Raw genomic sequence first — 26,123 nt, forward strand, 5'->3', positions numbered from 1 at the left:
CGCATTTACTATTCGTCCTTTTAGTTCTTTACTCTTGGCGAATTTTACAAAGCCGAGTTTAGGTAATTTTAAGCGGTTTTTGTGCACGGAAATATGTTGTTCACATTTTTCGTTGTGTAACTTTGAATGGAGTTGTTTTTACTTTTGAATTTAGGTTTATTTGTTTGTTTTTTGAAAAAGCGCGAAAAGGAATCAGAAAGATTTTTCAAAGATGATTGGAGGGCAACGCTGTCTACTTCTTTCAGCCAGTTGGTTTCTTCGTTCTTTTTCATGTGAGGGAGCATAGTAGCACAAGCGTGATAAGTTAATCCTTTGCCCGTATTTCTGTACGTTTCATTCCACAAACTCAAAAAATGGTTAAAGACAAAACGTGAACAACCGATAGTTTTAGCGATTAGAATCTGTTGGGCTTGATTCGGATAGATTCTAAAGCTAGATGCTTTATGTCGCAACACGTAACTCACCTCATTTCTTTTTTTGATTTTGAATGTACTGTCGTATCTGTTCTTCTGTATTTTCACTTTACAGTAGCCACGAAGTAACTAGGATTCCATAGATGACCACCCCAAAGATGTTGTTTTAGTTCTGGATGTTTTTTAAATTGTAGTCGTGCAGACACACCTTTAAAAGCTTTTACAATACTTGGAATGTGATGTTGGGGTTTGCAGTCTATTAGTAAGTGGATGTGATCTAGATCAGACTCCATTTCTACAATCTGAATGTCATTATCTATTGCAATTTGTTTTAATAACGTTTTCACATCCGTATCTATTTGGACCGTGCAAAATATCATGACGATATTTAACACACCAAACTAAATGGTATTGAATCGAATAGACGTAACCACGTCCGTAATGTATGTCAGACATTGAAAACACCTCAAATATACTTTAACATATGCACAATTACATATCGATACGTAAAAACATTTAGAAATATATTTTAGTTAACATATGTCGATTGAATAACATAGCCAAGGCTGTGCTTCAATCGAAGCCGATTCATCCCACGAAATCACGGGTATGCTCGGCTAATTGATAAAAAAAGCGATGTTCAAAATAAACTTTATAAGGCTTATCTATTTCATTTCTCAAAAAAATTCCTAGTTCATGTTGTAAAGAAAGTTCATTCTAAATTTCGATAGAGTCATTTTCTATTTGACCAAAAACAATTGTATGTATTTATCTATATTCATCTAATTTCTTCCTGTCAGGATAACCAACTTTTGTATTTAAAAAAATCTCCCCACTCAGGACGTAGGGAGACGAACTTCTGCTATTCTAGCTTTTCCGGATTCTCTAAGTACGCAATCAATGTTTGTAAAAATCTTGCGGCAGGAGCACCATCTATCATTTGATGATCAAATGTTAAACTTAGTGGTAATCTCTTTTTTTCTGTTACTTGTCCATCCTCAAGTACTAAGTGGGATTCAATTTTTCCAAGTCCCAGAATTGCAACTTCAGGTGGATTAATGATTGGCGTGAAAAAGTGGATTCCAAATGCGCCTAAGTTCGTGACTGTAAATGTGCTTCCGGATAAATGTTTTGGATTGATATTTTTGTCATGTACAGATCGAACCAATTCACTTACCACTTCATCTAGTTCGGCTAACAAATACTGTCCGGCATTTTCCACTACTGGAACAAATAGCCCTTCCTCCGTATCTGTTGCCACTCCTAAATGGACCTCTTCACTCTGTTTCCATACTTCATTTTCGTACGTACCATTCATATATAGATGTTCTTTGATCGCCCGAATGACAGCGTACAAAATCCAACTGTTCCAGCTCATCTTTTTCTTACTATCCCGCTTTATTGCGAGCTTTGTCACATCAGCATAAGCGGTTTCCGTTAGTTGGGCACTATTTTGGAGGCTTTCCTTCATCCGGGTCGCAATTGTTTTCCGAATACCTGCTAATTTTTCACCCGGGTCTGACCCACCAAGTTCTGCAAAATGACGAATATCTTTTTCTGTAATTTTTCCGCCATTTCCGGATCCTTGAACTTTCGTTAAATCTATCTTCAGATCTTTTGCTAGTTTTCGGAGACGCGGAGGTACTCTTACGAAGGAACGTTCAGCAGGTTCCTTTGCAATGATAGCTGCCACGGCAGATTCAGAGATTACTTTACTTGACGTTTCCGCTCCCTCTGCTGCAATAATCCCTAAAACATCCCCGACAGTTGCTACCTCGCCTCGTTTCACAATAATTTTCTCTAAAATACCTTCCTCTTCTGCTTCTAATTCACTAACTGCTTTTTCTGTCTGGACTTCAACCAAAACATCACCTTTTTGGACCACGTCCCCTTCTTGTTTATGCCAAAATATGATTGAACTTTCTTCATAGTTTTTATCTATTCTTGGAAGTAGTATTTCTGCCATGATTTTTGCACTCCTTGAAAGCTATTATTCTTCTAGCATTTCTTTTACTGCTTCATAGATTTTATCCGCACTTGGAACAACAAACTGCTCCAGTGGACGACTGTACGGAATTGGAACGTCTGGAATTGCCAGTCTTTTGATCGGTGCATCAAGATCATATAATGCTTCCTCGGCAACAACGGCGCTAATTTCCGCTGTCATTCCGTACGATAAATAATCTTCATCAACGACGAGTAGTCGATGCGTTTTCCGAACCGATTCCAAAATAGTCTCCTTATCAAGTGGAACAAGCGAACGTAGATCAATAACTTCGACATTTATACCTTCTTTCGCCAGTCTCTCAGCAGCTTCTAGTGCATAGACGGTCATCATTTGAATGCCAACAATGGTAACATCCGCGCCTTCTCGAGCAACTTTCGCCTTTCCTAACGGCACTGTATAAGCTTCTTCTGGAACATGTCCGACAGATGCATCCAGTTGGTCCATCCACCCTAAACCTTGCAGTGTCTTATGGAACATAAACACAACCGGGTCATCATCACGAATTGCCGATGTCATCATCCCTTTTAAATCATGCGGGGTTGTTGGTGCGACCACTTTCATGCCGGGTAGATGGGCAAATGTTGCGTAAAGCGTCTGTGAATGCTGTGCGGCATCATTATACTCTCCACCTACCGCAGTCATCAGCACCATCGGCATTTTCACATTTCCCCCGGACATATACGGAATTTTTGCCATATGGTTATAAATTTGATCCATACAAACACCGTAAAAATCAACGAACATTAACTCCGCAATGGGACGCATACCTTCTGCTGCCGCCCCAATTGCCGCTCCGATAAATGCAGTTTCAGAAATCGGCGTGTCCATAACACGTTCTGGTCCAAACTTGTCCAACAGCCCTTCCGTCGAACCAAAAATTCCCCCATACTTTCCGACATCTTCACCCAATACAAATACGTCATCATTTTTTTCCATTTCAAGCGCGATCGCCTCGGCCATCGCTTTATTTCCAGTCAATAAACGCTGTTTTTTTGCAGTTTCCATTACGTGATCCTCCTTCATCTTTTTAAGGCGTTATTAGAAAATTTTCTTTATCACGCAATCCTTTATGGTTGCACGTATGCAAGTCAAAAAAGTTTCATCTTTTTTAACTGCTAAAAAGATCTTCCAGTGCCGCTTCAGGCTTAGGATACTCACTTTCTCTTGCAAACTGATATGCTTCATCGACTAATGTTTTCACACGGTTTTCACGTTCTGTAAGTTCCGCTTCGTCAGCTAATCCTTCTAATAAAATATATTCTTTCAGCCTGCCGATCGGATCTTTTTCACGCAAAGTAGGAACTTCATCTTCTCCGCGATAAAGTTCTGGATCTCCTTGGAAATGTCCAAGAAAACGATATGTTTCAATTTCAATAATTGTCGGCCCTTCCCCATTTCGTGCTCGCTCGACGGCGCGCTCCGATACTTTATACATTTCCATTGGATCGTTGTCTTCCACTCGCTCTCCAACGATTCCATAAGCAGGTGCACGTAAATGGTTCGACTCTACTGCTGTTGCTGCATCTTTTGGCACCGAAATTCCGTACTGATTATCCTCTACAACGACAATGACAGGCAAGTTCCATAAAGCAGCTAAATTCAATGATTCATGAAAGGCACCTGAGTTTGCCGCACCTTCTCCAATAAAAGCGACGGCAACTGCATCTGTCCCCCTCTTTTTCGCAGCAAGTGCCGCGCCTACAGCTTGTGGAATCCCGGCCCCAACGATCCCACTGCATGCAAATTTCACATTTGGATCAAATAAATGCATATGCCCGCCTTTACCTTTTCCAAGACCTGTTTCTTTTCCGAACATTTCTGCTGTCATTCTATTTAAATCTACTCCTTTTGCAATCGCATGATGGTGTGGACGGTGCGGGGAAGCGACTGTATCTTCTTTCGTCAAGTGTGCACAAATCCCAACTGCTGCAGGTTCTTGTCCATTCGACAAATGCATCTCTCCCGGAACCGTTCCAGCCCCAATATTAAAAGCAGGAGTTTTTCCTTCCATATAGACCTCTTCCATCGTCTCTTCATAATGTCTAATCTTAACCATCATTTCGTACATCCATAATAACTTCTCTATCGGAATACCCATTTTGTTTCCTCCTTTTTCGTCATACAGAGTACACAGGGAACATTACGACACTCAGAAATCGATTAGGTATATATTTTTTCATCATCTCCTTTATGGGAAAAGTGAATGATAGCGCTTACTTACCTTTCATCATACTAAATAGACAACATGCTTGCAATACAGCTTCATGTAATTTCATCCAAACTTCATTACATTATTTTGATTAACGTACAATTTTGTTTCTAAATCGTGAATTCGTATTAGAGCGAGGTTGGATTTTCATTTCGACTTGGTCATTCTCACTCTGATTCGTACGCTTTCAACTAAAAAAAGCCCCTATCCATAAGAACAAGGGCTACAAATTATATTTCTTCCACTAATCTTGCAACAGCTTTACCACAACTTTTACATTTGCCTTCAAGCAATACGCCATGGGGATCATCGCGCAAGGAATAATCCACTATTGTTGTAACAAAACAATCGCTACAAAATACATTTTCAATAATTTTTCGCTGGAGATCTTTAGGGACTTGGTTCCACTTCTTTGCAGCTTTCACATCAATAATCGCCATAACATTTCCCCTTTTCTTTCATCGTTTTACATATTTTCGAACGTGCATTGACTTTCCACCCGTTACGGTGCAGAAGATACGATTCAAGTGCTGACTTATTACACTAGTTTGGATCATCGTTTCTATTCTTTTCCGCTCCTACTATATGGGCACAAATTCAAAGCTACTTCTAATGTATAAATAGTGTAAAACAAAATCTTTGTGTCTGCAACGTCCAAAGTATCCTCATTACCAATTGGTTTATGTGCCTTGTATAGGTTTTGTATGAGTGCAGTTCCAATTTACAGAAACTCCAAGTAAATATCATTTCATTTTATAGAAGAAAAATGAAATTTTGATGGAAAAGCAACAGCACCTTCTCATTTGATGAAAAGGTGCTGGTTGGTCATTGGAATACCTAGATGAACATATGATTGTTTTTGCTCCATCAAGATTTTCTGATCCAAAGAAAAAATCTCGACTTGCAAGTTTTACTCCCTTTCATATCCCCCTTTAATGACAAAAAACGAGCCCCGAATAGTTCCAGCTAGTTTAGACTTTTGCCTAGCAAACTTAAACTTTCCTTCTAATTCTTTTGGTACCTCCATCCCTTCGGACAGCTTCAGACCAACGGCCCGTTTTTTAGGATCATCAACTGTATACATGACGTTGATCCCAAGCCCATCCTCATAAAAGACGAAAGTCCATTTGATATTTTCGACTTGAAAACGCGACGTTTCTAAAGGTTTGGCCGCAAACTCAATCTTACGTTCTTCCTTCAAAATTCGGTTCACATCCTCAAGAGTTTTCTGGCTTTCGCTAGCTGGGACTACCGTAAATTCATGCTTATATTTGTTCATAAAGTAACGGGCCTCATTAGCACGTAAACCAGCAAGCGCATCCGCTACAGGGGAAGACTCTAAACCAACCGTAGACACATTTTTAAAATCAACGATATAGGACAATTCCATTCCTCCTACTATCTCTTTATTTCTTAACAACAGGAATCCACATTTCACCAAATACAACGCCGTTTCTCTCGCCCATCACAACTGCTGCATTTGGTCCACCAACATAGGCATAATCATTTACAGCGGCTAATGCTTCACCAAAGGCAATGCCAGTAAGTGTGAGATGCAATTCATCGGACGTCTTCGCTTCCCCTTTCACAACTAGGTAATCCCCCTTAGGAAATTGGATAACTCTAGATGCTTCTGGTAGGGATTCCTCTGTCATAACGCCAGCATAATGCATCATCTTGTTATTCACCGCTTCATTCACGGCAAATATGTAATCATTTATAGCTATAGCTTTTAAGGTGTCTAGCGTTCCATCTTCTTGGACGGTCTGCCAAAAGTCTACCTTTTCCTTGTTTATCCCAGCAAAATCTGTGTAATCGCTCGTAAGCTCAGTTCCAATACCTAAAACGGTAAAGCCGTCTTTTTCTTCTATCGTATAATCTGCCATATTCAAAACCTGCCTTTTTTTAAAATGTATCAAATGATTTATCTTTTCACTTGATGGGTTTATAATAACTTTAAATCATGTCAAAAAATGATACTATTTAGGAGACTCCAATGAAAAAAGTTGAACGAATTAATGTTATTATGAGGTATATCAACAACCGTGCCCACTTTACCATTTCTGAAATTATGCAAGAATTTAATATCTCTCGTTCGACAGCTATTAGAGATATTAGAGAAATCGAAGCTATGGGGATGCCACTTGTCGCTGAGGTTGGAAGGAATGGAGGTTACTTTGTCATGAACAACTCTGTCCTGCCCACTATTCGCTTTACCGATGATGAGATCAAAGCTCTTTTTATTGCCTTTATGGCAACGAGAAATCAACAACTCCCTTATCTAAAGATTCGTCAGTCTTTAGCTGAAAAATTACTAGGCCTTATCTCAGAAAGCCAGCAAGATGATCTAGTTTTTTTAAATTCAATCTTACTTTTTGAAGGGAGCAACCCCAATAATCCCGACTTACTTGAGTTGTCAGATCTACCTCATCCTATGTTAGAAAAACTCATCCAAACCCTTCTTTTGGATAGCCATTTATTGATTACCACGAAAGTAAAAAAGGAGTTAAAGACTTATCCAATTTATCTCTTGCACCTTTATCATGAAAAAGGTCTCTGGCTGCTAGAGGGCTTTGACTTAAAAGCTGAAAAAAGACAGTTTTTCCCTGTCGACAATCTGACGGAAGTCAAACCATACCTTCCGAAAAAAAGATTAAGTAGGAAAAAGGTTTTAGAAAAGCTAAGTAAGCAGGAAAAAGTTATAAACCTTGTCCTTGAACTTGGTCCAAAGGCGATAGCCCAGTTCAAAAAATACCATCCTTTAAACATTTCCATTTCCTATACAAATCCTTACCAAACAACAGCCGTTCTAAAGACTTTTATCCATGTTCATCATCCCGAAGAATTGGCCGAAATAACAAATTGGATTTTGTTCCTAGGTGGGGATATCAAAGTCAAGGAAATGCCAAAAGAAGTCTTAGAAGGACTGCAAAAGAGATTAAGCTTATTCTGTCCATAAGCAGTGCTAATTAAAACCTAAATAATGTTGATTTTGTCCGTTGCCTTTATTTTTGCATTCCTAGAAAAGATAAAGGGTTCTGCACGTAAGAAACCCTTTAACCGAGCAAATTAATTACTCCATTTAACCAGTATTTTCACGATTTATGAAATGGGGAGTCCTGTTATTACGAACGTATGCCAGAATATGTATGATAAGGCTTACTAGTAAATGATGGGGGGTAAAAGCGTGTAAGTAGCACATTCATCTTAAAATATATTTTCAAAAATCACAAAAAAGTGCTTTAGTGTGTATTTCTTAAGCTAACATAATCCATCGTTATTCATTTAGATATCACCCCAAAAATCACAAAAATTAGTCACTTCAATTCCGACTCTCTATTAAGCCAATACATCTCTTATGATATGACATTATTTGGCTATTGTGTTTTCTGTTTTCCCATGCTTCTTTCGAATGACTATGACACATAAACTTGCAAATAAACATAATATACCTGCTCCAACAAAAGCGCTTGTATATGAATAATAGCGTTCAAAGATAACTCCTCCACCAAATGCAGCGACAGCAGCACCTATTTGATGAGCAGCGAATATCCAACCATAAATGATGACGCTTTTCTCCAAACCGAATACATTTCTAGCAATATTAATTGTTGGTGGTACTGTGGCAATCCAATCCAAACCGTAAAAAATAGCAAAAATAATCAGTAAAGTAAATGAACCTTCAAAAAGAGCAATTGGTAAGAAGACTAATGAAATTCCTCGTAATGTATAATACCAAAACAGCAACCAACGATTATCAAAACGATCAGATAACCATCCAGATAGAGTGGTCCCTACTAGGTCAAAAATTCCCATAAAAGACAACATGGATGCTGCTGTTACCGCTGCAAATCCAAATCCTATACAATATGAAACAAAGTGAGTACCAATTAATCCTGAAGTAGATAACCCGCATACAAAGAAACTACCAGCAAGTAACCAAAATTCTTTGTAGGAAAAAGCATCAAATAAAACCGATATCGCTAATCGAAAAGGGTTTCGATCTATCTGATTATTTTCTAGTTCTGTAGAATGAACTGTCGCTCCACCATATGGAGATATGCCAATACTTTTTGGTGATTCCTTCATGAAAAATGTGATTAATATGATTGTTAGGATGCTTAACATCAAGATAAGGGAAAGAGAAATACGCCAATTGCTTTTTTCTACAATATAAGCAACAACAGGAAGTAATAGTAATTGTCCCGTTGCTGTGCTTGCTGTGAGTACTCCTACGGCTAAACCCCTACGTTTTACAAACCAACGATTCGCTATGATTGGACTAAGAACTGTTAAGAATAAGGAGGATCCTCCACCGATTAGAATGCCCCAAAGTAAAACTAAATGCCACGTCTCTGTCATAAATAAAGAAAAGAATAAACCAGTCATAAGTGTTCCCATAGATAGTAAAATCATTTTTTTAAGACCGATAATTTGTACAAGCGCACCCATAAAGGGCCCTAATAAACCATACATTAATAAACTCAATCCAAATGCAAAAGTTATCGTGCTGCGGTTCCAGTCAAAATCATTTTCGAAGGGAATGACAAAAACTCCAGCTGAAGAACGAATAATGCCAGCAACAATAATAGAAAAGAATATAAGGCATAAAATAACCCAACTATAGTGTAATTTTTTCATATTAGAAATCCTCCACGAACGGGTATATACCCTCTTTTGTTAGCATTTTTTAATACCTTATAGTGTTTTTAATAATGCTAATAAATGATTAGCATTTTCTTCTCCACCTAACTTATCTTCCATGTTTTTTTGTGCCTGAACCCACAGAATGTTTCCTTTTTCAAGTATATCAAGACCTTTAACCGACAATGAGACCGACATTTCTCTTCTGTCTTTAGCTGAGGTAAAAGTAACTAAACCCATTTTTTCTAAAACCTTCAGATTTCGTCCAGCTGTTGAACGATCCAATTCACACACTTCACCAACTTTAGTAATGGAGAGTTTATGATATCGATTAATCCTTCTCAACATACTATATTGTGCGACATTAATGCCCAATGGCTTAAAAGTAGCATTATAAGATCCACTCACTCTTCGTGCAGCAGTCCGTAAATTAATGCAATAGCACTCATTAAGATTTGTCATATTTTAGCCTCTTTATCATATTTTAATAATACTAGTATATACCCGTAAATAGAAGTAGGCAATACTTTCTAAGTTTCTTTGTTTCCAATTTCCTGTAGCTAATATAGAACACAAACTAAACATACGAAAAGCTATGTTTAGAGAAAAAATGTTATTGCTGGTTCAAGATAAATCTTGAATGCAATATTATATTGAAAGGAAAATATACAAGGTAGAGTATTGACATGAAATAAACATTACCCTGAAGTACTGTTAGGTAAAAAGATAACTGCCCGCAATTTCAAAAGAAGTGACTCATTTCCCTTTATATGTAAGCCGTAAAGTGGCTTACACCTGTCCTCTTCCCATCCAACAGCTATATAACTTTTAATTATTGGATGCTATTAATAAATAATATAATTTATTAAGCACCTTAATAAAACTATTATTCTATATAATTGGTATAATCAATATGGAAGAGATGTGTTACTAAGTTAGGCTTTGGCTTGCAACACTCTTAAGCAGAAGCGCATACATCCTTTCTTTAAATATAAGGGTATAAGGAAGGTAGAAATGAGCAACGGACAAGTGAAACAAACAGACGTTATTTTAATTGGTGCTGGAATTATGAGTGCAACTTTGGGGGCTTTATTGAAAGAGTTAGTACCGGAATGGAAAATCAAAGTGTTTGAACGACTAGAAAACCCAGGAGAGGAAAGTTCAAACGAATGGAATAATGCCGGTACAGGACATGCTGCACTATGTGAATTAAACTACACTCCTGAAAAGGATGGATCTGTAGATATAAGTAAAGCAGTTAATATTAATGAACAATTTCAAGTTTCAAAACAGTTTTGGTCTTATCTTGTAAAAAACAACTTAATACGTGATCCACAAGACTTTATCATGCCATTACCTCATATGAGTTTAGTGCAAGGGGAAGAAAATGTACAGTATTTGAAGAAGCGGTTTGAAGCGCTATCAAATAACCCATTATTTGAGGGAATGGAATTTTCTGATGTTCCAGAAAAGCTAAAAGAATGGATTCCACTTATCATGGAAGGTCGTACTTCAAGTGAACCGATTGCTGCAACCAAAATTGACTCTGGAACAGATGTTAACTTTGGTGCTTTAACACGTGTATTGTTTGATCATTTACAAAATAATGACGTCGAACTATATTATAAACATAATGTATTGGAAATTAGCCGAGCAAGTGACGGTTTATGGGATGTAAAAGTAATTCATTTAGAAAGCGGAAGAGTCCAACACCATAGAACAAAATTTCTTTTTATTGGTGCAGGTGGTGCTAGTTTACCATTATTACAACAAACAGATATTCCTGAATCAAAACATATTGGAGGATTCCCAGTAAGTGGACTATTCCTAGTATGTAACAAACCAGAAATTGCCGAGCAGCATCATGCAAAAGTATATGGTAAAGCAAAAGTCGGTGCTCCGCCAATGTCTGTGCCACATCTAGATACAAGGTATATTGAAAACAAAAAATCCTTATTATTTGGACCTTTTGCTGGCTTTTCGCCAAAATTCTTAAAAACGGGATCAAACTTTGATTTGTTTGGTTCCATTATGCCAAATAATGTGTTTACGATGTTGGCAGCAGGATTTAAAGAAATGAAATTAACAAAGTATTTAATTCAGCAAGTGTTATTATCACATGAAAAACGTATAGAGGAATTACGTGAGTTTATCCCAAATGCTAAGGCCGAAGATTGGGATATTGTCGTAGCAGGGCAACGTGTCCAAGTAATCAAAGATACGGAAGCTGGCTTAGGGACACTTCAGTTTGGTACAGAAATTGTCACTGACGCTGACGGTACGATAGCGGCATTACTCGGAGCTTCACCAGGCGCTTCTACTGCCGTTCAAGTAATGCTAGATATACTCGAAAAATGCTTTCCACAACAAATAGATGAATGGGAACCAAAAATGAAAGAAATGATTCCTTCTTATGGTAAGTCTCTAGTTGAGCATCCTGGACTTTTAAAAGAAATTGATGCTACAACAGATGAGATACTTGAATTAGAAGGAATTAGCCAAAAAGATTCCAACAATAACCGTAAGCTACAAGAAGCATAAATTGCCGAAAAATAATTTATTGGAAAAGGTGAAAAAAAGAAAAGACGGGTTCAAATTAAAACTCTCGTCTTTTTCTTTTAACTTTTCTATCACATTCAATTATAAGTCATAACTATCTTGTAATAATTCTATTAATTTATACTTCTAAAAAAGTCTCTATGTTATAGAAAAAAAAACATTAGTTTAAAGGATGATTTATAGGGATTTACCATATCTCAGCAAATATTTAATCGTCCCGTATATAACTACCATACCTTTATTACTTTTAAATAAAGTTCTCAATCCTACAACTATCTTCGGAATTAATTTCTGGGGCGGGTAAGTCATAAATCTGACCAATTGTATTATTAATTGACATTTAATTTATACCTCCATATGGGGCAAATAAATCTTCAATTTTCTTAATATTGTTATTTGCCTTGTCTAACCCATCCTTTAGCAATTTGCGTTCGAATTTATTTAAATTTGGTTTTTTCAGTGAACCTTCCAATCCTCTTTTAATTTTATTTAATCCCTTATAAGAATCTTTCATTTCTTGCAAGTGATTCCAATAACCCCCACCAGGTTTAGGTACAGGATTACCTTGTAAATCCCGAAGCGTACCTGAAAAATCTTTTTCAGTTAGATGTCCATCAATTATATTATCTAGTATAGAACCTACAAAATTTACCTATATTTTGCAAATAATAAAATTCATTCGGGACAAAAGTAGCCCCCTAAAATAAAAGAAACTTTAATTGGCTAATTGCCTTTCAAGGTTTCTTTTATTTTAGAGGGGAATACTAATTAATCTTTTAATAAATTTTCATTTAAAAATAGTTCGATATCGGGTCTAAAATATCACCATAATTTTACACCCATTATCATTCCATGTTTATAGAGACATTTTAACGGATTATAAAACCTTAAACTTTTATAACTTTGTTAAAATCGGGTCACTTGTTGTAAGCAATTCTATTCCAGTATCAACTCTATCAAATAATAGGAAATGTTTTATGTTGTCTGTTGGTATTGTTCCAGAAATTTGGTATGTAAAGTTATTAAAATAACTTGAATTTTTCAGCATAAATATTCTATTATTTCTAAGGATATCTACTGGCATTTTAGAAACTCTATCAATGAAACCATTTTCAACAGAATATCTTATATCAAAAACATTGTTAAATTGTAATTTAAATTTGTTATTTACACTATTAGAAAAATAAATCTCAAACTCTCTATTGCTACCCTTTATTTCTTCGATTAGCTCAATATCTAAGTTTAACTCATCGTATGAAATTACTTTTTCCATTTTAAGTACCATTCCTTTCGCTGTGCTCAAGGCACAAATAAATAATGAAAGTAATTCTTCCTCCCTAGAAAAGTTGCTTTAATAGTCGGATAAGCAGCTACACTACAAAGCACGGAGAGGTGAGTAGTGCAGTTCCGTACACTTCTTTACTTACGAAATTATTTTTCCGTTCTTTTAAACTATCACCTTAGCTTAGTATCTTATTTAAAAGATTCTTCCCATCCAGTACATTATGAGGGACATTTCCATAGTGGCCATCAAATGCCAATTGGTATTTTGATGAAAATGACACGTAGTTTGATAGATCAAATTGATTAAATTTTGTTTCAGCCAGTATGTTCCTTGTTTTTGACATCGTACAAGCAGTTTTTGATAATTTATTGGAAATTTTCGTCATCGTTCCAGGGACTTTTATTGCTGCACCTGCACCTTTCTATGAATTTTCATCACTGATAAAATCTTTTACGTTGTCCATTAGCGCATTTTGCTTAATCGTTGAATTACCATAAACCTTTTTCCACACTTCTCCATATGCGATATCTATCCACCGTAATCGACTAGTATCCCACTACCACATACTTTACTTCTAAAGAAAAAAAGGTGAGCATACAGCTCTTGCAAGCCCACCCTGTCTATTTCTTTTTATTCCTCAGGATCCTCATATAAATTATCCAAGAATTCATTAATATCATTTGCTAAAAAATACATATTACTCATATCATCTGGATCTTCCGGTTCTTGTTCATGATCCCAAAAATAAATTTTGTCGTAATAAGGTTCTTCCGTACCTAAACATATAACATTGCCTGCTGGATCATCCGCTATTGGTATAAAGCCCTTAGGAAGTTTAAATTCATATATATCGATAACTTTCTCTAAGTTATCGTACATATCACCTATTCCATTAAATACATTTAAAACACTATTTCCCATTTTTCCATAAATAGAAAATATACTTTCGTTCGGATATCCACCATTCCATTTAAGTAAGAATTCAGTGTACTTTTTTGTTAATTTCACGCCATTGTCTATTTCAAACTGCTTAATTTCTTCTATAGTTAGTTTCTTATGAGAACCTTCAATTTTGACCATATTTAAATCCTCCCTTATTTTTTTCCATTAACTGTTGATACTCCTCCTGTATGAGTAAATTGGTTGTAAATATCTTTATCTACTAGAATCATCGTTTTCCCATCTTGATGATGATGCCAGATATATCCCACGGGTGGCTTATCTAATGCTGGTACTGGAGGATTAGAATCTTTATTTAATCCTGCCTCTAAATTAGCATTTTTATAATCAGCCGGACGATTTGTTGGGTTTGCAATTTCAATTTGAACTGGTTTTACAGAAGGATGGGCATATTGTGTGAAATCTGGATAACCATTAGGGTACCTTACAGTTTGTCCTTTCTTATTTGAATATACCCAAGTACCATCTTCATCAATTTTCACTGTACCGCCTTTCTTTGTCCATTTATCAGGGGCTGGCGAATATGACGGTTTAGTGGCAAGCTGTTCTTTTGTAAATTGGACTTTTAAATTACTCTTACCCGTATTCCCAAAATACCTCACCGAATCAAAAATGTTCTGGTTTTTATTTTGCACCTGATTTAAAAGATTCTTCCCATCTAGTACATTATATGGGACTTTCCATAGTAACTATCAAATGCCAATTGGTATTTTGGTGAATATGACACGTAGTTTGATAGATCAAATTGATTAAATTTTGTTTCAGCCAGTATGTTCCTTGTTTTTGACATCGTACTAGCAGTTTTTGATAATGTATTGGAAATTTTCGTCATCGTTCCAGGAGCTTTTATTACTGCACCTGCACCTTTAAGACCAATGACTTCAATCCCCAACTGATCCTAGCGCATAAGTGGACCAGCGGGCTCGGCTTCATGAGGTAGAATACATAAAATAGGCCATACGTTTTAAAGGTGTTGTATGTATTATGTAGAACATCATATGGAACTTACAAGGTTTATCTCTATTCCTTAAATAATAAAAAGTTTATTCTGCGCTAGGTAGCCCCTAAAAAAACCTTGAAAGGCACTTAGCCAATCAAGGTTCATCATATCACCCAATAAAATCAACACTTAATCTATCCACCCGAATTTGTACGTTTTGATTATGAAGATATCCATAGTCGAAAAGAAATTCACTATCTACCTCAAATAATATGCCTGCGTCTATATTACCAGTATCAATATTCAAAGTACCTCTAATAAAATACGAAAAACTATCTCCTATCTGCTCAATACCTTTTTCATCTGAATCAATCTTAGAAATTACGAAGTCATCAAGTATAGCGAATTCCATTTCAACTAGGTATTGTCCTCCTTGATTTATCTCAAAAGGACAGTTATTGATAAAAGCAACCACTCTTTGTCCATTAATTTCAAGTACAGCTTCTTCTTCAATTAAAGGACTTAATTCTATTAATTTTGCAGTATATTGCATGAAAGGCCACCTCCTTATTCCATAGGGTTAATTGTCTTATCGCGTTTATTGTTATTTAGCAATTTCCATAAATCCTTACCGCGTTTGACATGATACGTTGTAACATCACCATTGGCATTTGTTCCTACAAACTCAAATTTTGCTTCCCCCTTACGAGAGTTACCCATAAACCTCACGTAACCTGTTCGAGTTTCACCCCTATATTGATATCTTACCTTTGTGCCACTGCTCATAACATCTCTAGCACCTTGCATATATTCATCTGCATTATTATAATCACCATGGAATTCATTGTTTTTAACGGCATGTTTTTCGTAATGAGACTCTAGTAAATCCCTAGAAGCAAAATTCTTATTGGCAAAGTTACCCGTACCCTTATTATTCAAATTTCCCCTAAATTCAAAAATGTTCTGGTTTTTATTTTGCACCTGATTTAAAAGATTCTTCCCATCTAGTACATTGTATGGAACATTTCCAGAGTAACTATCAAATGCCAATTGGTATTTTGGTGAATATGAGACGTAGTTTGATAGATCAAATTGATTAAATTTCGTTTCAGCCAGTATGTTCCTTGTTTTTGACATCGTACTAGCAGTTTTTGACATTGTATTGGAAATTTTCGTCATCGTTCCAGGGGCTTTTATTGCTGCACCTGCACCCTTAAGACCAATGACTTCAATCCCAACTGAACCTAGCGCATAAGTAAACCAGCGGGCACGACTTTCATTATCTCCATGAACGACATCCTTCATATAAGACTTTGTAATAGCAATCCCTATATAGGTGGATAATTCCATACGTAGTCCAATTTGGTTTGGCTGCATAGCTGTCGCAAATAGAGCAACACTAGAAAGAACACCCATTGGATTAGTGAAAAGTTCAATGACTCCTTCAACGATATCTGTCCCTATATCTACTAGCCCAAGTCCAACACCTTTATATGAATTTTCATCACTGACAAAATCTTTTACGTTGTCCATTAGCCCATTTTGCTTAATCGTTGAATTACCATAAACCTTCTTCCACACTTCTCCATATGATCCCATTTCAAAAGCATTCAGGGCTTTATAATTTGGAATGGCTGCATCATTTTTAAATGAAATGGTCATATCACTTAAATAATTCTTTAATAATTGAAGATCTTTTTCAACATTGCTTAACGCCTTCGTTCCCGTATGATCAACTTCGTAAAGTCCTTCCATAACAGTTGTTATTTTCTTATGCCCTTGCGCTAAATATTGACTTAACTCCAACATACTCATCTCATCAAGAGAAATCAAATCATTTATATGGCTGAGTTCCAAATTAATTTCCTCAATTAAATCATTAGTCATTATCTCGGTTGTGTCTAATCCGTCTCTTAATTTTCCATCCATAAAGTCTTGGTCAATATATCCATGATTGTTCGGTTCAAATGCTTGAATCGAACCCTTTATTCCATCTAGCACCTTTGCATAATCTGTTAACGATTGATGAAGTAAGATGAGAATAGGTTGGTGAATTTGATTGTAAAAGGAACGAATCGACTCTCCTGTTCTTCCTTTTAATTCTGCATCTAATTCTGTTACGCCCCGAACCGCACGTTGTAATGCCGTAATTTGACTATGCAATGTTTCAATCTCTGAGTGAATCGATTGGATACCTTTATGTAATGAGTTAACATCTAAAACTTTCACATCAAGCCTCCTCTGTAAAAATTCATTTATCCATCGTTACAATTACCGACTTTTTATCATGAAGGTAGCTATGTTTTCATCCATTTTTGCTATTGCTTCAACCGTTTCATTCGTTACTTCGATATTATTCAGTAATAAAGCCTGATATTGTTGTATAAGAGATGCATATGTCTTATTTATGTCACCAATCTTTTCTACAAGGTCCATTTGGTTATTTCTACTTATCTCTTTTGAAAATGGGGTTTTAAGCGTTTGGGCTGAGGAAGACAAGGCTGAAAGAGCTTGATTTACTGGATCTTGAACTACTTTTATTTCCGTCGTCATTTAAAAATACGCCTCCCTTCTCTCTTTCTGTAATCGGTCTAGTATAAATCTTTTGGATCTAACACTATTTTCTAAATGGTTCATTTGGTTATTTAATTCCCTTATTTTATTTTCAATTGCTTCCATATGACTATGTAACTGCTTCATTCGAATGGCCGAATAACTTCTCACAATTTCGTCATACCTAAATTGTGAAAACTCCGTTGCTAACTCCCCATGCCATGTTCTGTTTGTTAACTCTGGCTCAGAAACAATTTTTTGAGAGTGAACAAATAACTCAAAATAACTTTCAAGACTACGTAATGTTGTTTTCAACTTCTCAACATCCCGTTTTTTATCTGAGATTTGATTGGTTAACGTATAGATGGAACTTTCTACGCTACTTATTTGGGAAAGAATTGATATGGGCATTTTCAATCCCTCCATTCGTTTAAATGTATGGAATATTTTAACAAAGTTTTGTCGATAAAACAAAGATGTTTCAATATTCTGTACATATTTGGTAATAAACTACTAGAAGATTAATTTAAAAGGGACTTAACGACTGCATAAGGGAAAAAAATCTATTTAGTAATATTTTTTGAGCTTTTATATTTGCGTCCTGAATGTATTAACATAATAAAATTTAGTGTTATGCCTGTTATTTTGTGTAGCTCTACGATAATATGGCTGATCTTCACAATTATATGGCGGTTCTAAACCGTTATATGGCGCATCTCCGCAATTATATGGCGATTCTATACTGTTATGTGGCAAATCTCTAACACGATTCAAAAATTAGGTGTCAAGGGGCGTTCACAAGCTGTTGTAGAGCTTTTACGAATGGGGGAATTGAAGCTCTAAACTAAACTTTCGTTCTTGTGAATTCGAATTAATTTTATTGACTTTAGAAATTAATAATACTTAATTGGACAATAAATTCAGAATTACGTAAAGTAGATGCATTAAGAGTTTCTAAAAAAAACTAGGTAAATAGCTATCTCCAAGTCAAATTGATCAAAACTATATTTATTCCTGTAGTAATTAATCCTTTTAAAATCTTTAAGTTTCAAGATAGGAGTATAGAGCAATGAATTCAAATGTAAACAACAAACTAAATCATGGTGATATAAACAAACATTCTAATTTTATTGGGATGGCAGAAGATCTTTTTGTGATGTATGGAGAAGAACAAAACGAAAAGATGCATCGGCACTATTGGTATCAATTACTCATCCCAACAAATAAACTGGAGATTAATGGAGAAACAACTGAAGGACAAGTTTTAATTGGTAGTTATATAGACCACATTGTGCATTCTGACAGTAAAATATTGTCATTATTGATTAAACCAGAATCCGATATAGGTAGAAGAATCAAATATTATTATTTTCAAAAAGAGCCCATTATCAATTTTGATAATCCGCAAATGGATCAACAAGTTAAAACATTTAGCAAAGATGTTACAGTCGAAAACATACAAAAAGTTGCATCTCTTGTTTTGCACCAATTACTGTCAGATACTAGTCCTGCAAATAAACCTGATAGCAGAATTACAAAAATGATTAACTACATTCAATCAAATCATATTCAAGATTTGAGTTACCAAGATTTTATGAGTAGTGTCTTCTTATCTAAGTCACATTTAGCCAATTTATTTAAAAAAGAAATGGATATTCCAGTTATGAAGTATCTGACCTGGAAAAAACTCATTTTCGCCTCAAAAAACCTAGCAGCTTCAAATAAAACAATTACCGAGGTAGCTCATCAATATGGATTTTCCGATGCTGCCCATTTTTCCCGCGTTTTTAAAGAAAACTTTGGAACCAGTCCTAAACGAATCTTCCAGAGCAAACATAAAACAAGCATCTCGTTCATGTTTTTATAATCGCCCTCCTTTAAAGTATTGCATAGGAGGAGATCATAATGACATTTGAAAACATATTTGATGATGTTAACTTTAATTATCAAGCAAACCGAGTTTTATCTCATGGTGATATTGCGTGTAAAAAAGAGGAAATTTATTCAATATCAAGAAAAATTGTTGATACTGAAACATGGTATGAGCAATGGAGAAACATTGCTGAAGTAGCCGAAAAAGAGAAAAGATACATTCATAGCATGTATTATTATCGTATGGCAGAATTTATGCTTAAGGATAACCGCCCAGAAAAGGATATCATGTATCGTAAAATGATGGAGATGTTTGAAAAAGGAAATTCTTCCATTGAGAAGCATAAAGTCCCATACAAAAATGGATATATACCATGCTTATCATTAGGCTCGCAATCATCAGGTAAAACCCTTTTAATTCATGGAGGATATGATTCATTTATTGAAGAATTCTATCCAATCTGTCATTTATTTATTAAGGCGGGTTATCATATTTTATTGTTTGAAGGCGAAGGCCAGGGAGAGACGCTTAGACAGCATATGAAATTCAATGAACAATGGGAAAACACAGTCGGGGCTATTTTAGATTGGTTTAAAGTGGATCAAGCTGCATTAATGGGAATTTCATGGGGTGGGTTTTTAGCGCTCAGAGCCGCCGCTTTTGAAAAGAGAATTACTCATGTGATTAGCTTTGGTGGTTGCTATGACGGACTTGATGTTCAATTCAGTTTAATGAGACAACCAATTAAAATAGTTTTTAAATTATTATTTCATGGTAAATTTGAAAAAACAATCAATCGCTTAGTTAAAAGTAAAATGAAAAAAGATCCATTAGCCGATTGGGCCCTTTCTCATGGAATGTATATAACTGGAACTAAAACCCCCTATGAATTTTATCGCTCTATCAAAAAACATACTTTAAAAGGTCTGCTTCATAAAATTGATCAAAAAGTATTACTTCTAGCCGGGGAACAGGATCACTATATTCCACTATGGCAGCATGATCATCTGACAGATCATTTATCACATGCAGATGTGACAAGCAGACTTTTTACTGAGGAAGAGGGTGGCGAACAGCATTGCCAGGTGGGGAATTATGAATTAGCACTAGAATACATTTTAACTTGGCTTCGGGAAAATTATTAGATTGAAAATTAATTAAAATAACTAATTCCTGTATAAATATGTCTTTAAACTTATTTACGGACCAAATGTTTCAGTCCTTACTTCCAGTTTGTTTTCCGATATATAAAAATCTATATTATAGGGTTGTACAACATTTCCGCATAAATATTATGGAAACATTAATATTTATGTGGAAATGTATGACTGTATATCAAAAAATCTGTCAGTATCAAGTGAACAGCCCGTTTAATCATTCGCTTTTAAAAAATATTATTAGAAATAAATGTGATTATTATATTTTTTAAATTAAAAATAAATTGTTTGCAATTAGTACGTAAGACAAATGTTACACAAGAACGGGCAATTTTTTCGCCTTTCTTCTTTCTTAGGATAAAAATATTTGTGTTATTTTTTCTTTTCAATTACAATTAACAGAACACACATTCTTAATCGGGTGTGGAGGTGATGCATATGAGACCTAGACTGACAAAGGAAATTAGCTTGAAAAGTTTTACAGATTTCTATTGGTTAAAGGAAGAATTGCAATATTTTTGTAGAGAAAATGGCATTAGTCCAACCGGTTCCAAGTTAGAGATTACCAATCGAATTGCAACATTTCTTCAAACAGGAGAAATTATAAAACCAACTAGAAGACCGAGGATAAATAAAAGGAAAGTTGCACAAACAGAATTAAGCCTCGATACAGTGATTCCGGAAGATCATCGTTGTAGTCAAGATGTGAGAGCTTTTTTCAAAACAGTAATCCCTAAATTCCATTTTTCCACTTACATTCAAAACTACTTTAAAAACAATATTGGAAAAACATATCGTGACGTTGTAAATGCTTGGAATGAGGAAGAAGAACGGAAGAAAGATCCTTCATACAAGAAAAATATTGCACCTCAATTTGAGTATAATCAATTTATTCGTGATTTTTTTGCTGACCCCCAAAATAAGGGAAAAAGTCGTGAAGAAGCGATCAAAGCATGGAATCATATGAAGAAACTTCCTGGGAGTAATAGATATAATCCAAGTCATTCATGTGATAAAAAATAGTCTTTTATTCCCTAATAAATCATCCGTTTATAGTTCTTAATTCTCAACTATAATAATGTTGTGTTAATTTTATATATAATTTCTATATCCCGCCTTTTCTTTGTGCTAAAATAACGTTGAACTATTGAGATTGAAGAAACATATTTATTCTATTTATAGTTCAATTACCCTGAATATTCAATAAGTAAATCAGAAAGAAGAAAGGGATTGTGGATAACGAGAAATGGATTTCAAAAACGATGGAATTAAAAAAGAAACATGGAAAGAAAAAGTAAAACAATTAGTTGAAACGAAAAACTTTCAGACTATTGTTATCTGTATCATTGTATTAAATGGACTCATCATCATTGGTGAGACGTATTTAATAGGAAATCAATTTTTACTAGTTTTAGATAATATTATTGTGTGGGTCTTTGTAATTGAACTATTGTTAAAATTATATGGACTTGGTTTTAAAAGGTTCTTTTCTTTTAAATGGAATATATTTGATTTCATTATCGTTTTAGGCAGTTTAATTTTTTATACAACGCCATTCGTAAGTGTGATGCGGTTATTAAGAGTTTTACGATTACTAAGAATGATTCCTGCGGTTCCTGCATTAAGAAAAATTGTGGATGCTTTAATGAAATCTGTGCCAGCCTTAACTGGGATATTAGGTTTGTCCTTTTTGATTTTTTCCATTTACGCTATTATTGGCACGACCTATTTTAGTGAAGTCCTTCCTAATGAATTTTTTGGTAGTTTTCATGCTTCTCTGTTTACTTTGATGCAAGTCGTAACATTTGAATCATGGGCAAGCCAAGTGGCAAGACCAGTGATGAGTGAAATACCGTGGGCGTGGGTTTATTTTGTCTCTTTTATTATTATTGGTGCTTTAGTTATTTTAAACTTAGTTGTTGCAGTTATTTTAAGTTATTTGGGACAGGAAGATGACAGTGATCAAAAAGAACAGTTTGAGCGATTAAATAAAGAAAACCAAGAGATTAAAAGGGAAATTCAAGAATTAAAACAATTGATTCTAAATAGGGAAAATAAATCAAGAGATTAAAAAGATGGATAGCTATCACTTTGAAAAAGATCCTACAATAAAAATAGGATCTTTTTTGTTAAGCCAATGAAAACCTCTTCCAAGATTAAATAATAAGAGGTCTTTTCTTTTGCTAAAGACTTTTTAGTCCCGTTTTTTACGTGAACGTCCAAACATAATTTACTCTTTTTCTTTGTTATCCTTTAAAGATGCTTGTGCGCCGCCCTTACCTTCAGGACGTTTAAATCCTTTATCAAGTTGACCAGCATTTTCAATATCGCCACTTGTTTGATACCCGGCAATTTCCTCATTAGAAGTCGTTCCATACAGACCAATCCCAGCAAGCTCTGCATTAACCCGGTCATTCAATGATTCCTTTTTCTTCTTTTCCATCAATTACACCTCCTAGTGGATAATATAACCAAAAAAGAAAGGAATATTTTTTTGATCATAAATATTTGGTTTTAATGAATAATGACGTTTGTTTTCTAACATTGCATTTTACCTACGTTTTAGAAAGACATAAGCGAAAATCCTTCTTCGCAAAAAAAGAATTTTAAATTTTTATCTATTGACAACTTTTTGAAATAATTTACAATGAAGGCATACACATAAGAAACATACCTTTTCAATAACCTCTTTTATTCCCTTCTGACTTCAGAATTCCCTAATCGTTTAGAAAAAATGGACAAAAATAACCTTCCGTGTAGAAAGGTGAGTTTGATGAAAAATAGTGGAAAACTGAATAGAAATGTAGTTGAATTCGGGCAATCTTTAGCATATACAAAACAGTTTAATAACGATTATCCAATATCAACGAAAAACAAAAAGGTAATGATTTCTGAACTTCGCGACTTTACAAAATATTTAACCCAAAATAACCGAGCGTCAGCCTATCTTATACAAGAATTTATCGATGCCCATCAAGTAAATGAAGAGAAAGAAGAAGCATTATTTCATCATTTGTTTTGGTGGCGGATGCTATATGAATCGAATCAAGATGATCGTTTTAGTCATGTAGAGAACTATATTGCCTGTAATCGAGTAAAACTAAATAAAAAACCACTCATCATCTCCTGGTTAAAAGAATGGGAAAAAGCAATCCCTACATTTTATTACGTTGAATATTTATATCATGAACAAGTAATAGTAGTTGTCGATATATATACGAAAGAAACGCTAGATGTTATTGTATATGACCCAACTGCTACACCAGCAAAAAAAGGGGAAATAGTCATGGGAACATTACTTCCAATAGGAAATCGATTATATTTTCCAATATTAGATTTTTATCATTTTGATCTAGAAGCAAGTAAGGATATAGCAATTTATTTAACATATTACCATGAAAAACATGCACAAAATCCCTCTGATTATGAAGCATTCATCCGCGTTCTATCGAAAGTATTGCAAGTTGAAGAACTTGTTACTTCAGGAGAAATGGATGATTAACCTTTCAAAATCTCTTCTGCTAATAATGACTCGTATTAGTCTCACTCGATATGAAGGAGAGGTTTTCTTAATTAAGTATACGAAGGTCTCTTTTCTTTTTTACCTTATTAGTGTATAAGAAAGATACATAGTAACAGCAGAATGGTATCAATGTATACAAGTTTGATAAAGTAGGTGAGAACGTTGCTTGATGATGTAGAAGAGAAGGATTTAAAAGTGTTAAAAGTTATTGCTGAAACATTAAACCGTTCGAACGATTTAGAAGATATGCTCCAATCTGTTCTTCCAAAACTTTTAAAAATGATGGATTTAACGGCGGGATGGATCTTTCTCGTTGACAATAAAAAACCCTATTATACATTCATGGCAAGTCATGATTTACCACCTGCATTATCGTGGGGAAATAATCAACCAATGTGTAAAGGGACATGCTTTTGCTTGGATGAATATTGGGATGGAAACTTAACGAAGCCGGTTAACATTATTAGTTGTAAACGTTTGGAAAATGCGCTTCTCCATGATTGGGGAGAAACAAATGGGTTAACTCACCATGCAACAGTCCCCTTATCAGCGGGAGGTGAACAGTTTGGATTATTAAATGTTGCAGCTCCTAATAAAAAATATTTTTCCGATGATGAACTCATTTTACTTCAATCTGTTGCATTTCAAATTGGTACTGCAGTAAAACGAACAAGATTGTTTCAATCCCAGAAAAAACGTGCAGAAAATTTTGCCTTGCTCGATCAAGTCGTTCAATTCATTTGGGGACTCACTGACTTGAATGAATTTCCGAAAAAAATAATTAAAAAATGTGATTCTCTGTTTCAATGGCCTTTTATTGCTTTTTATATGAAAGAAGGAAATGGCTATCGTTTACAAGCTGTAAATAAAAGGATTGATCTTCATCATACAAATGACATACCAATTGATAGCGATCACGACATTGCAAAAGCAATTTTGGAAAAAAAAGTAGTTGAAAATAAATCTACTCATCGGTTCATGCGTTCTTTGGGGTTTCCTAACTATCCATCTTCTGTTACCGTACCTTTATTATCGTTAAAAGAGGGACAACAAGGTGCGCTGTTCATTGCAGGTGAAAAATATAATTCCTTCTCGAGTAGTGATATTGCTGTATTAAAGGCCCTTACAAGCCATATTTCCCTTGCGATAGAAAGCATCATTGTAAATGAAAAACGTCAAGAACTTTTATTATATAATGAACGAAATCGGCTTGCTAGAGATTTACACGATTCGGTCAATCAAAAACTTTTTTCATTGTCTTTAACAAGTAATGGGATGAAAGAAATGATCTCACAAGATGAACACGTACTTTTAGAGGCAACAAAGGAAATACATGAAACTGCCCAAAGTGCATTAATTGAGATGAAGTCATTAATCTGGCAATTACGCCCAGTTGGTCTAGAAGAAGGCCTTATTACAGCACTTAAAAATGATGCAAATAAACTTGAATTAACTGTCACCGATTTTGTGCAAGGAGTATATCATTTACCAATGAAAATAGAAGAAACACTTTGGAGAATCGGGCAGGAAGCGTTAAACAATGTAAAAAAACATGCAAATACACAAAAAGTATTGATCCAACTTCAAATAAAAGCTCCCTATCTTTTCTTTTGTATTTCCGATAGTGGCAGAGGTTTTGATGCTCAAAGTGAGATACATAGAAAACGAACATTGGGACTTACTTCAATGAGGGAGCGGGCAGAGATTGCTGGTGGATCGTTTTCCATTTATAGTATTCCTGGAAAAGGAACAACCATTACGGTAATGATTCCATGGAAAGTTGAAAAGGGTGAGCAACATGGCGATTAAAGTATTACTGGTGGATGATCATCTCGTTGTGCTAAAAGGATTGAAGTTTTTTCTAGATACGCAAAAAGACATTGAAATTGTTGGAAGTGCTACAAATGGTAAAGAGGCACTTGCAAAAATAGAGAAATTAAAACCAGATATCGTGTTAATGGATTTGATGATGCCAGTAATGGACGGAATTGAAGCAACT

The 26,123-nt window shown here is 35.0% G+C and carries 26 protein-coding genes and 3 pseudogenes; 10 read left to right on the forward strand and 19 right to left on the reverse strand.

The window, feature by feature from the left end; all coding sequences use genetic code 11:
- The 8 genes and pseudogenes from DFR56_RS17400 to DFR56_RS17435 all read right to left on the reverse strand — a co-directional run.
- Positions 1 to 455, reverse strand: a pseudogene (locus DFR56_RS17400) (RNA-guided endonuclease TnpB family protein); the annotation flags it as partial.
- A gap of 10 nt (positions 456 to 465) precedes the next feature.
- Positions 466 to 869: pseudogene (gene tnpA, locus DFR56_RS17405) on the reverse strand (IS200/IS605 family transposase).
- A 406-nt stretch (positions 870 to 1,275) separates the two neighbouring features.
- Entirely contained in the window at positions 1,276 to 2,379 is a 1,104-nt protein-coding gene (locus DFR56_RS17410; protein ID WP_110396731.1) for a dihydrolipoamide acetyltransferase family protein, read from the reverse strand.
- 24 nt (positions 2,380 to 2,403) lie between these two features.
- On the reverse strand, positions 2,404 to 3,426 hold the full coding sequence (locus DFR56_RS17415) for an alpha-ketoacid dehydrogenase subunit beta (RefSeq protein ID WP_110396732.1): 1,023 nt from the start codon (positions 3,424 to 3,426) through the stop codon (positions 2,404 to 2,406).
- 103 nt (positions 3,427 to 3,529) lie between these two features.
- The gene (locus tag DFR56_RS17420) at positions 3,530 to 4,519 is read right to left on the reverse strand and encodes a thiamine pyrophosphate-dependent dehydrogenase E1 component subunit alpha (RefSeq protein ID WP_110396733.1); all 990 of its coding nucleotides are present in this window, start codon (positions 4,517 to 4,519) and stop codon (positions 3,530 to 3,532) included.
- Between the two features lie 341 nt (positions 4,520 to 4,860).
- The gene (locus tag DFR56_RS17425; protein WP_110396734.1) at positions 4,861 to 5,070 is read right to left on the reverse strand and encodes a hypothetical protein; all 210 of its coding nucleotides are present in this window, start codon (positions 5,068 to 5,070) and stop codon (positions 4,861 to 4,863) included.
- 470 nt (positions 5,071 to 5,540) lie between these two features.
- Positions 5,541 to 6,014, reverse strand: a complete 474-nt coding sequence (locus DFR56_RS17430) for a phage tail protein (RefSeq protein WP_110396735.1) — start codon at positions 6,012 to 6,014, stop codon at positions 5,541 to 5,543.
- A 22-nt stretch (positions 6,015 to 6,036) separates the two neighbouring features.
- A complete protein-coding gene (locus DFR56_RS17435) occupies positions 6,037 to 6,516 on the reverse strand; it encodes a GyrI-like domain-containing protein (protein WP_110396736.1) in 480 nt (159 codons plus the stop codon).
- Positions 6,517 to 6,626: 110 nt separating this feature from the next.
- On the opposite strand from DFR56_RS17435, the gene DFR56_RS17440 reads away from it, so the two are divergent.
- On the forward strand, positions 6,627 to 7,589 hold the full coding sequence (locus DFR56_RS17440) for a helix-turn-helix transcriptional regulator (protein WP_110396737.1): 963 nt from the start codon (positions 6,627 to 6,629) through the stop codon (positions 7,587 to 7,589).
- A gap of 410 nt (positions 7,590 to 7,999) precedes the next feature.
- On the opposite strand, the gene DFR56_RS17445 is transcribed toward DFR56_RS17440, so the two are convergent.
- Together DFR56_RS17445 and DFR56_RS17450 are read right to left on the reverse strand one after the other, a co-directional pair.
- Positions 8,000 to 9,271, reverse strand: a complete 1,272-nt coding sequence (locus tag DFR56_RS17445; protein WP_110396738.1) for an MFS transporter — start codon at positions 9,269 to 9,271, stop codon at positions 8,000 to 8,002.
- A 57-nt stretch (positions 9,272 to 9,328) separates the two neighbouring features.
- Positions 9,329 to 9,736 carry a MarR family winged helix-turn-helix transcriptional regulator gene (locus DFR56_RS17450; protein ID WP_110396739.1) on the reverse strand — a complete coding sequence of 136 codons (408 nt, stop codon included), beginning with the start codon at positions 9,734 to 9,736 and terminating at the stop codon, positions 9,329 to 9,331.
- Positions 9,737 to 10,288: 552 nt separating this feature from the next.
- On the opposite strand from DFR56_RS17450, the gene DFR56_RS17455 reads away from it, so the two are divergent.
- Positions 10,289 to 11,815 carry a malate:quinone oxidoreductase gene (locus DFR56_RS17455; protein ID WP_110396740.1) on the forward strand — a complete coding sequence of 509 codons (1,527 nt, stop codon included), beginning with the start codon at positions 10,289 to 10,291 and terminating at the stop codon, positions 11,813 to 11,815.
- A gap of 358 nt (positions 11,816 to 12,173) precedes the next feature.
- Here DFR56_RS17455 and DFR56_RS17460 read toward each other — a convergent pair whose 3' ends face one another.
- The 8 genes from DFR56_RS17460 to DFR56_RS17505 form a co-directional block, all read right to left on the reverse strand.
- Complete coding sequence (locus DFR56_RS17460) at positions 12,174 to 12,467, reverse strand: polymorphic toxin type 28 domain-containing protein (protein ID WP_110396741.1); 294 nt, start codon at positions 12,465 to 12,467, stop codon at positions 12,174 to 12,176.
- A 261-nt stretch (positions 12,468 to 12,728) separates the two neighbouring features.
- Positions 12,729 to 13,106 carry a hypothetical protein gene (locus DFR56_RS17465; RefSeq protein WP_146214320.1) on the reverse strand — a complete coding sequence of 126 codons (378 nt, stop codon included), beginning with the start codon at positions 13,104 to 13,106 and terminating at the stop codon, positions 12,729 to 12,731.
- 642 nt (positions 13,107 to 13,748) lie between these two features.
- Positions 13,749 to 14,198, reverse strand: coding sequence for an SMI1/KNR4 family protein (locus DFR56_RS17475; RefSeq protein WP_110396744.1), 450 nt, complete (start codon positions 14,196 to 14,198; stop codon positions 13,749 to 13,751).
- 14 nt (positions 14,199 to 14,212) lie between these two features.
- A complete protein-coding gene (locus tag DFR56_RS17480; RefSeq protein ID WP_110396745.1) occupies positions 14,213 to 14,713 on the reverse strand; it encodes an HNH endonuclease in 501 nt (166 codons plus the stop codon).
- A gap of 474 nt (positions 14,714 to 15,187) precedes the next feature.
- A complete protein-coding gene (locus DFR56_RS17490; protein ID WP_110396747.1) occupies positions 15,188 to 15,571 on the reverse strand; it encodes a hypothetical protein in 384 nt (127 codons plus the stop codon).
- A 14-nt stretch (positions 15,572 to 15,585) separates the two neighbouring features.
- Positions 15,586 to 17,247, reverse strand: coding sequence for a T7SS effector LXG polymorphic toxin (locus DFR56_RS17495; RefSeq protein ID WP_158525693.1), 1,662 nt, complete (start codon positions 17,245 to 17,247; stop codon positions 15,586 to 15,588).
- A gap of 42 nt (positions 17,248 to 17,289) precedes the next feature.
- Positions 17,290 to 17,571, reverse strand: a complete 282-nt coding sequence (locus tag DFR56_RS17500; RefSeq protein ID WP_110396749.1) for a YwqI/YxiC family protein — start codon at positions 17,569 to 17,571, stop codon at positions 17,290 to 17,292.
- Positions 17,572 to 17,982 (reverse strand): YwqH-like family protein, encoded by a 411-nt coding sequence (locus DFR56_RS17505; protein WP_158525694.1) that lies wholly within the window; start codon positions 17,980 to 17,982, stop codon positions 17,572 to 17,574. It lies immediately after the preceding gene.
- A gap of 330 nt (positions 17,983 to 18,312) precedes the next feature.
- On the opposite strand from DFR56_RS17505, the pseudogene DFR56_RS17510 reads away from it, so the two are divergent.
- The 5 genes and pseudogenes from DFR56_RS17510 to DFR56_RS17530 form a co-directional block, all read left to right on the forward strand.
- Positions 18,313 to 18,414 (forward strand): annotated as a pseudogene (locus DFR56_RS17510) (helix-turn-helix transcriptional regulator); the annotation flags it as partial.
- Positions 18,415 to 18,640: 226 nt separating this feature from the next.
- Positions 18,641 to 19,438, forward strand: coding sequence for a helix-turn-helix transcriptional regulator (locus DFR56_RS17515; protein WP_110396751.1), 798 nt, complete (start codon positions 18,641 to 18,643; stop codon positions 19,436 to 19,438).
- Between the two features lie 38 nt (positions 19,439 to 19,476).
- Positions 19,477 to 20,589 (forward strand): alpha/beta hydrolase family protein, encoded by a 1,113-nt coding sequence (locus tag DFR56_RS17520; RefSeq protein WP_110396752.1) that lies wholly within the window; start codon positions 19,477 to 19,479, stop codon positions 20,587 to 20,589.
- 450 nt (positions 20,590 to 21,039) lie between these two features.
- Complete coding sequence (locus tag DFR56_RS17525) at positions 21,040 to 21,624, forward strand: DUF6434 domain-containing protein (protein ID WP_110396753.1); 585 nt, start codon at positions 21,040 to 21,042, stop codon at positions 21,622 to 21,624.
- A gap of 223 nt (positions 21,625 to 21,847) precedes the next feature.
- Positions 21,848 to 22,672 carry an ion transporter gene (locus tag DFR56_RS17530; protein WP_110396754.1) on the forward strand — a complete coding sequence of 275 codons (825 nt, stop codon included), beginning with the start codon at positions 21,848 to 21,850 and terminating at the stop codon, positions 22,670 to 22,672.
- A gap of 159 nt (positions 22,673 to 22,831) precedes the next feature.
- Here DFR56_RS17530 and DFR56_RS17535 read toward each other — a convergent pair whose 3' ends face one another.
- Positions 22,832 to 23,044, reverse strand: a complete 213-nt coding sequence (locus DFR56_RS17535; protein WP_110396755.1) for a hypothetical protein — start codon at positions 23,042 to 23,044, stop codon at positions 22,832 to 22,834.
- 330 nt (positions 23,045 to 23,374) lie between these two features.
- Here DFR56_RS17535 and DFR56_RS17540 point away from each other — a divergent pair, with 330 nt between their 5' ends.
- From DFR56_RS17540 to DFR56_RS17550, 3 genes are all read left to right on the forward strand, one after another.
- On the forward strand, positions 23,375 to 24,103 hold the full coding sequence (locus tag DFR56_RS17540; RefSeq protein ID WP_110396756.1) for a hypothetical protein: 729 nt from the start codon (positions 23,375 to 23,377) through the stop codon (positions 24,101 to 24,103).
- A 183-nt stretch (positions 24,104 to 24,286) separates the two neighbouring features.
- Positions 24,287 to 25,933 (forward strand): GAF domain-containing sensor histidine kinase, encoded by a 1,647-nt coding sequence (locus DFR56_RS17545; RefSeq protein WP_110396757.1) that lies wholly within the window; start codon positions 24,287 to 24,289, stop codon positions 25,931 to 25,933.
- On the forward strand, positions 25,923 to 26,123 hold a 201-nt coding region (locus DFR56_RS17550), incomplete at its 3' end, for a response regulator (RefSeq protein ID WP_146214325.1). The genes DFR56_RS17545 and DFR56_RS17550, both read left to right, overlap by 11 nt.

This window comes from Pseudogracilibacillus auburnensis (assembly GCF_003201975.1).
Taxonomy (GTDB): Bacteria; Bacillota; Bacilli; order Bacillales; family Amphibacillaceae; genus Pseudogracilibacillus; species Pseudogracilibacillus auburnensis.